Origin of the sequence: Sandarakinorhabdus sp. (assembly GCF_041689835.1) — a bacterium.
In the GTDB taxonomy this organism is placed as follows: Bacteria; Pseudomonadota; Alphaproteobacteria; order Sphingomonadales; family Sphingomonadaceae; genus Sandarakinorhabdus.
Window position 1 is genome coordinate 1 of sequence record NZ_JBDNFM010000139.1, and the last position, 6913, is coordinate 6913.

Sequence of the window (6913 nt, forward strand, 5' to 3'; positions counted from 1 at the left end):
ACACGGCAGGTCCAGCAGCTTGTCTCCACCGTGCGGGTCCTGTCGGGGGCCGAAAAGGCGCGCGCCGCTTCGGCTGCCGGGGCCGCATTGTTTGCCGAAAACTGCACCAGCTGCCACGGCGATGCCGGCAAGGGCAATCGCGAGCTGGGCGCCCCCAATCTCACCGATGGCATCTGGCTGTATGGCGGCGACCGCGCCAACCTGACGATCACCATTGCCAAGGCCCGCGCCGGGGTGATGCCGCATTTCACCGGCCGGCTGGACGATGTGACGATCAAGATGCTGGCGGCCTATGTCCATTCGCTGGGCGGCGGTGAAGCCGCCCCGGCACCGGCAGCCGCCGCGCTGCCAGAGACGGCAGCTGCCGGGGCGGTCTATGTCAGCTCTTGATCTCCTCAATCCCACCAGCAGTCTGTATGAAAAACGTGGGCCGGTTTTTCCGCGCGCGGTGGATGGCCGGTTTCGCCGCCTGAAATGGGCGGTGATGCTGCTGTGCCTGGCGGTATACTACATCACGCCGTGGCTGCGCTGGGATCGCGGGCCCTACGCCCCCGATCAGGCCGTGCTGATCGACATGGCCGGCCGCCGTTTTTTCATGTTCGATATCGAAATCTGGCCGCAGGAATTCTATTACGTTGCCGGCTTGCTGATCATGGCGGGCATCGGGCTGTTCCTCGTCACCTCCGCCGTTGGGCGGGCGTGGTGCGGCTATGCCTGCCCGCAAACGGTGTGGACCGATCTGTTCCAGCATGTCGAACGCTGGATCGATGGTGATCGCAATGCCCAGTTGAAACTGAACGCTGCGCCGTGGACAGCGCCCAAGCTGGGCCGCCGGTTGACGAAATGGAGCATCTGGCTGGTCATCGCGGTCGCCACTGGCGGCGCGTGGATCTTCTATTTTGCCGATGCGCCCATCCTTGCCGGCCAGTTTCTCGCCGGCACTGCGCCGTTCGTCGCCTATGCCACGGTGGCCGTGCTCAGCTTCACCACTTTCACGCTGGGCGGTTTCATGCGCGAACAGGTGTGCATCTACATGTGCCCGTGGCCGCGCATCCAGACGGCGATGCTCGATGAAAAATCCCTGATCGTCACCTATCGCGACTGGCGCGGCGAACCGCGCACGCACGGGCTGAAGAGTGGCGGGGTCAAAAAGGCAGCAGCCACCGGCGAAAAAGTCGGCGACTGCATCGATTGCAATGCCTGCGTGGCCGTGTGCCCGACAGGCGTCGATATTCGCCAAGGCCCATCGATCGGCTGCATCAACTGCGCCCTGTGCATCGATGCCTGCGACAGCGTGATGGCCAAATTGAATCGCCCGCGCGGCCTGATCGATTATCTCAACCTTGATGATGAAAAGCACGAGCGCGGCGGCGGCGCTGCCCGGCCCATCCTGAAAACCCTGCTACGGCCGCGCACGCTGGCCTATTTAGTGGTGTGGGCCAGCATCGGTTTCTTCATGCTGTTTACGCTGGGGAATCGGTCACGGCTGGCCGTGGACACGGCGCAGGACCGCAACCCGGTGGTGGTGACACTGTCGGATGGGCAGGTGCGCAACGGCTGGACCGTGAAACTGCGCAACATGGAAAATCGCCCGCGCACCGTCGAACTGGCCATGACCGGCCTGCCGCAAGGCCGAATGTGGACCGACGCCATGGACCGCCGCAGCGCCGGCCGCAGCGTCTCCCTGCAACTGTCGCCCGATGCCACCACAACATTGCATCTGTATGTGGCGGCACCGGCCGGCGCGGCGGACGAAACCCCGTTTGCGCTGATCGCCCGGCCGCTGGGCGCCGCGCCCGGCAGCCGCGAAGCGCGCGAAGCGGCACGCAATGTCAAATTCATCCGGCAATGAGGATAGGGGCATGAAAAGCCAGAAAAGCCCCGCCAAGCCCTTCACCGGCCGCCACATGACCATGATCTTCGTGGCTTTCTTTGGCGTGGTGGTGGCGGTGAACATCACCATGGCGCGGCTGGCCAGCGGCACCTTTAGCGGCACCGTGGTGGACAACAGCTATGTCGCCAGCCAGAAATTCAACGGTTGGCTTGAACAATCGCGCGTGCAAGCCCGGCTGGGCTGGGCCACGCCGGTGTCGCTTGGTGCGTCGCGCCGTGTGGTGATCGGTGTGCCCGGCATCGGCTTTACCGCCACTGGCAGCGCCCATCACCCGCTGGGCCGCGCTGCCGATGTCCCGCTGGCCTTTGCCTCCGATGGGCAGGGCCAGCTGGTATCCACCACGCCGCTGCCAGCCGGGCGCTGGCAGGTGCGGCTGGAAGTCCGCAGCGGCCGTGATCTCAAGCGCATTGCGGAGGTGTTGTCATGAACCACCCCGCGCCGCCGCCAACTGGCCCAACGCTCACTCAATCGCTGGCCGTATCGCGTTTTGCCGTGCCGGGCATGCGCTGCGCCGGCTGCATATCCAAGCTCGAAAACGGCCTTGCCGCCGTGCCGGGGATCGCCGCTGCTCGCGCCAATTTCACGGCAAAACAGGTGCAGATCAGCCACGATCCGGCGCTCGATATGCCCGCGCTGGTGGGCGCGCTGGCCGGTCTGGGGTTCGAGGCCAGCCCCCTGGGCGACGTCGCCGCCAATGATTCACTTGGCCCTGACGGCGAAGCCCGGCAACTGGTCAAGGCACTGGCCGTCGCCGGTTTTGCCGCCATGAACATCATGCTGCTGTCGGTGTCGGTCTGGTCGGGCGCCGGCGGGTTGACGCGCGATCTGTTCCACTGGCTGTCGGCCCTGATTGCCTTGCCTACCGTCGCCTATGCCGGCCAGCCCTTCTTCCGTTCGGCGTGGGCTGCGCTCAAGGCCGGGCACACCAACATGGATGTGCCGATCTCCATCGGCGTCACGCTCGCCGCGGCGCTGTCCCTGTTTGAAACCACCACCCACGGCCCAAACGCCTATTTCGACAGCGCGGTGATGCTGCTGTTTTTCCTGCTTGCCGGGCGCTGGCTCGATGCCGTGATGCGCGACCGCGCCCGTGACGGGGTGTCGGCGCTGCTCAAACACATGGCTGCCGGCGCGCTGGTGGTGGACGGCGATGGCCAGACCCGGTGGCTCAAGGCCGCCGACATCCGCCCCGCCATGAAGATGCTGGTCGCCAGCTGCGAACGCCTGGCGGCCGACGGCGTGATCGTGACCGGCCGCAGCCATTTCGATCAGTCGTTGATCACCGGCGAATCCATACCGGTGGCGATCGGCCCCGGCGGCAGCGTGCTGGCCGGCACGCTCAACACTGGCAACGCCGTCGAGGTGGCGGTCACCGCCGCCGGCGCCGATACCAGCATCGCCGATATCGCCCGGCTGATGCAGGAAGCAGGGCAAGGCCGCTCCCGCTATGTTCGCATCGCCGACAAGGCGGCGCGCCTGTATGCGCCGGCCGTCCATACGCTGGCACTGCTCAGTTTCGTCGGCTGGATGCTGGCCGGCGCGGGCTGGCACGAAAGCCTGCTGATCGCGGTGGCGGTGCTGATCATCACCTGCCCGTGTGCGCTTGGCCTGGCCGTGCCCGCCGCCCAGATCGTCGCCGCCGGCGCGTTGATGAAGGCCGGCGTGCTGGTCAAGGACGGCAGCGCGCTCGAACGCCTCGCCGAAGCCGATGTGGCGGTGTTCGACAAGACCGGCACGCTCACGCTTGGCACGCCCCAACCCATCGACCTCACCATGCTCGACCCCAGTCAAGCCGGCATCGCGCTGGCGCTGGCCCAACGCAGCCGCCACCCCCTTTCGGAAAGCCTGCGCGCCGCCCTTACTGCCGCCGGCACGGCGCCGCAGCGGGTGACGCTGGTGACCGAAACCCCCGGCGACGGCCTCACTGGCCAGTGGAACGGCCAGCCCGTGCGCCTCGGCCGTCCCGTTAGTGCCGACGGCGACACGACGGCCACCGCGCTCAGCATCGGCACCGCGCCGGAAACCCTCATCCGCTTTGCCGATCCACTGCGCCCCGCCGCCGCTGCCACCATCACCGAACTGGCGGCCTTGGGCCTGCCCGCCCGCATCCTGTCAGGCGATCGGCCCGGGCCGGTGGCGGCGGCCGCGCAGGCGCTGGGCATCCCCGGCGAAGGCGGGCTGAACCCGGCTGAAAAACTCGCCGTCATCACGGCGCTCGCCGCCAGCGGCAGTCATGTGCTGATGGTGGGCGATGGCCTCAATGATGGCCCGGCGCTGGCCGCTGGCCATGTCTCGATGGCGCCGGGTTCGGCGGCGGATGCCAGCCAGAATGCCGCCGATGCGGTGTTCCTCGGCAGCAGCCTGGCGCCGGTTGCCACCGCCATCCGCGCCGCCCGCGCCACGCAGGCCGTCGTCAGGCAGAATTTCGCGCTGGCAATCGGCTATAATGTGATCGCTGTGCCGCTGGCCATCTCCGGCCTCGTCACCCCGCTGGTGGCGGCGCTGGCGATGTCGGGCTCGTCCATCATCGTGGTGGCCAATGCGCTGCGGTTGAAAGGATCGGCCAGATGAACGGCATCATCATCCTCATCCCGGTGGCGCTCGGTCTCGGCTTGCTCGGCCTGTTCGCGTTTCTCTGGGCAGTGGGGCGCGGCCAGTTCGACGATCTCGACGGCGCTGCGCTGCGCATCTTCATGGACGACGAAGCACCGCCACAACCACCGGACCCGCACGATACTGCGAAATGAAACCCTGGCCCGTCTTCCCACGCCTGCCAGGTCTGGCCGGGGTTGCGCTAAAAAAAAGCGTCAGGCCGGCTCTGACGACTCCGGGCTGGACCCGGCCAGATCGGCCATGCGCGCGGTAAAGGCGATCTTCAGCGCATCCGAAAGCGACCCAACCCCCAGTTTCGACATCAGATTGGCGCGGTGAATTTCCACGGTGCGCGGAGAAATGCCCAGATCATAGGCGATCACCTTGTTGGACTGGCCCTCCACCAAACCGTTGAGCACATCGTGTTCGCGCGGCGTAAGCCCGTTAAGCTGAGCCCGCGCCTGATCGGCCAGGCGATCAAGATGGGCGCGGCCATCGTTGCGCAGCAGTGCCTGTTCGATTGCCGCCACCACCGCGGCCTTTTCGAATGGCTTTTCCAGGAAATCCACTGCGCCGGCCTTCATCGCCCGCACCGCCAGGCCCACATCGCCGTGGCCAGTGATAATGATCACCGGCAGCACCACACCCCTGTCTCTCAGGGATTGCTGGACGGCCAGGCCATCCATACCGCCCAACCGCACATCCAGCAGCACGCAGCCCGGCGCCAGATGCGGCACAGCCTTCAGAAACGCCTCCCCGGATTCAAAGCTTTCCACCTCGAACCCCGAGGTTTTCAGCATGAACCCGACAGAACGGCGTACCGCCGGCTCATCATCAACCAGATAGACGCGCTTTTCAGCCATCCTGCGGATCCTCGGCCAGTTCCAGAGTGAAATGAAAGGCAGTGCCGCCGAAATCCGACGGTTCGGCCCAGATACGGCCGCCATGCGCCTCGACGATGGTGCGGCTGATCGACAGGCCAAGGCCCATGCCCTTTTCCTTGGAGGTGTTGAAGGGCTGGAACAGCACCTCCGTCACTTCCGGCGCCAGGCCGGGGCCGCTGTCGGATACGACCACTTCGACACAGCGAGGTGAACCTGAGCCGCCCCGCGCCGGGCGACTGCGAATTTCCAGTTGCTGGCGCGGTGAACGCTGCATGGCTTCCACCGCGTTGCGGATCAGATTAAGCAGTACCTGCTGGATTTGGATGCGATCGCACAGCACCAGATCGACCGACGGATCGAGCCGGATTGCGAGATTTATACCGGGCTGGCCGATACCCGTCTGACCTGTGCCGGTCAGCGCAAGTGCGGCAGCCTCGGTCACCAGCCGGCGCAAAGGCTCCACCCGGCGCTCGCTTTCGCCGCGGCTAATGAATTCGCGCAGGCGCCGCACGATCTGGCCGGCGCGCAGTGCCTCGGCGCTGGCTTCGGCCAAGGCTTCGCGCACCATATCGATGTCGGCTTGCGGGGGTGTGCCCTCGTCGCCAAGCAGCGTGCGCGCGCCTTCGGCATAGCTGGCTATGGCGGTGAGCGGCTGGTTCAATTCGTGCGCCAGCGCGCTGGCCAGGCTGCCCATCGCCGATACACGGCTGATATGCGACAATTCCGCCTGCAGATCATTCAGTCGCCGTTCGGCGCGCCTGATTTCGGTCAGATCGCGGATGAAACCGGTGAACAGCCGGCCATTCTCGCCGCGCGCCTCGCCAATGGCCAGGTCAATGGGAAAGGTGCTGCCATCGCGCCGGCGTCCCGCTGTTACCCGGCCGATGCCGATGATGTGGGCTTCCCCGGTTTCCATATAGTGGTGCATGTAATCGTCGTGGCGATCGCGATCCGGATTGGGCATCAGGATCTTGACGTTCTGGCCCACGACTTCGGCATCTTCATAGCCGAACATGCGGTGCGCCGCCTCGCTGAACAGCAGGATGGAGCCAGCTTCGTCAATCACGATCATCGCATCGGGAACCGTGGCGAGGATGGTGCGCTGCAACGCCTCCGCGCTGTGCAGCAAGGCGGGGTTGGCTGACGTCTGATTTTCGATGAACGGGCACACTGCGGGCGATACTGACGCAAACGCCGGCAATATCAACGCAAGATTATGGCAGCCTTCAATGCGCCAGCAGCAACGGCACGTTGGCCGAAGCAATCAGCTCGCGCGTCACGCCGCCCAGCACGGTTTCGCGCAAACGGCTGTGGCCATAAGCGCCCATCACGATGTAGCGGGCCGACAATTCGGCCGCAGCATGCAGCAGCGCCACACTCACGCGCCGGCCCTTGGCAGGCCATTCGTGCACATCAGCGGCGATGCCGTGCCGCGACAGCCATTGCGCCGCCTCGCGTGCCGCCAGGCCCGGAACATCGTCACTCACCTCGACCAGATGCACTGCGGCGGCGCGTTTCAAAAGCGGCAGCGCCAGGCGCAGGG

The 6913-nt window shown here is 65.9% G+C and carries 8 protein-coding genes; 5 read left to right on the forward strand and 3 right to left on the reverse strand.

Features of this window, described 5'->3' with window-relative positions:
- From ACESL8_RS07625 to ccoS, 5 genes are all read left to right on the forward strand, one after another.
- On the forward strand, positions 1 to 390 hold a 390-nt coding region (locus ACESL8_RS07625), incomplete at its 5' end, for a c-type cytochrome (RefSeq protein ID WP_372917474.1).
- The gene (gene ccoG / locus ACESL8_RS07630) at positions 377 to 1852 is read left to right on the forward strand and encodes a cytochrome c oxidase accessory protein CcoG (protein WP_372917476.1); all 1476 of its coding nucleotides are present in this window, start codon (positions 377 to 379) and stop codon (positions 1850 to 1852) included. The genes ACESL8_RS07625 and ccoG, both read left to right, overlap by 14 nt.
- A 10-nt stretch (positions 1853 to 1862) precedes the next feature.
- Positions 1863 to 2321 (forward strand): FixH family protein, encoded by a 459-nt coding sequence (locus ACESL8_RS07635; protein WP_372917478.1) that lies wholly within the window; start codon positions 1863 to 1865, stop codon positions 2319 to 2321.
- Positions 2318 to 4465: a heavy metal translocating P-type ATPase gene (locus ACESL8_RS07640; protein WP_372917480.1), complete on the forward strand. Its 2148-nt coding sequence runs from the start codon at positions 2318 to 2320 to the stop codon at positions 4463 to 4465. Before ACESL8_RS07635 ends, ACESL8_RS07640 begins: the two co-directional genes overlap by 4 nt.
- On the forward strand, positions 4462 to 4641 hold the full coding sequence (gene ccoS / locus ACESL8_RS07645; RefSeq protein WP_372917482.1) for a cbb3-type cytochrome oxidase assembly protein CcoS: 180 nt from the start codon (positions 4462 to 4464) through the stop codon (positions 4639 to 4641). Before ACESL8_RS07640 ends, ccoS begins: the two co-directional genes overlap by 4 nt.
- Positions 4642 to 4701: 60 nt before the next feature.
- On the opposite strand, the gene ACESL8_RS07650 is transcribed toward ccoS, so the two are convergent.
- The 3 genes from ACESL8_RS07650 to ACESL8_RS07660 form a co-directional block, all read right to left on the reverse strand.
- Positions 4702 to 5349, reverse strand: coding sequence for a response regulator transcription factor (locus ACESL8_RS07650; protein WP_372917484.1), 648 nt, complete (start codon positions 5347 to 5349; stop codon positions 4702 to 4704).
- Positions 5342 to 6541, reverse strand: a complete 1200-nt coding sequence (locus tag ACESL8_RS07655; RefSeq protein ID WP_372917486.1) for a sensor histidine kinase — start codon at positions 6539 to 6541, stop codon at positions 5342 to 5344. The genes ACESL8_RS07650 and ACESL8_RS07655 overlap by 8 nt, the downstream gene beginning before the upstream one ends.
- Positions 6542 to 6596: 55 nt before the next feature.
- Positions 6597 to 6913: universal stress protein (locus ACESL8_RS07660; RefSeq protein ID WP_372917488.1), on the reverse strand; the 317-nt coding region annotated here is incomplete at its 5' end.

What these genes read in the sequence shown, in the direction of transcription:
- ACESL8_RS07650 (WP_372917484.1), bottom strand. Translation starts at nt 5,349, where the DNA reads ATGGCTGAAAAGCGCGTCTATCTGGTTGATGATGAGCCGGCGGTACGC.
- ccoG (WP_372917476.1), top strand. Translation starts at nt 377, where the DNA reads ATGTCAGCTCTTGATCTCCTCAATCCCACCAGCAGTCTGTATGAAAAA.
- ccoS (WP_372917482.1), top strand. Translation starts at nt 4,462, where the DNA reads ATGAACGGCATCATCATCCTCATCCCGGTGGCGCTCGGTCTCGGCTTG.
- ACESL8_RS07635 (WP_372917478.1), top strand. Translation starts at nt 1,863, where the DNA reads ATGAAAAGCCAGAAAAGCCCCGCCAAGCCCTTCACCGGCCGCCACATG.
- ACESL8_RS07640 (WP_372917480.1), top strand. Translation starts at nt 2,318, where the DNA reads ATGAACCACCCCGCGCCGCCGCCAACTGGCCCAACGCTCACTCAATCG.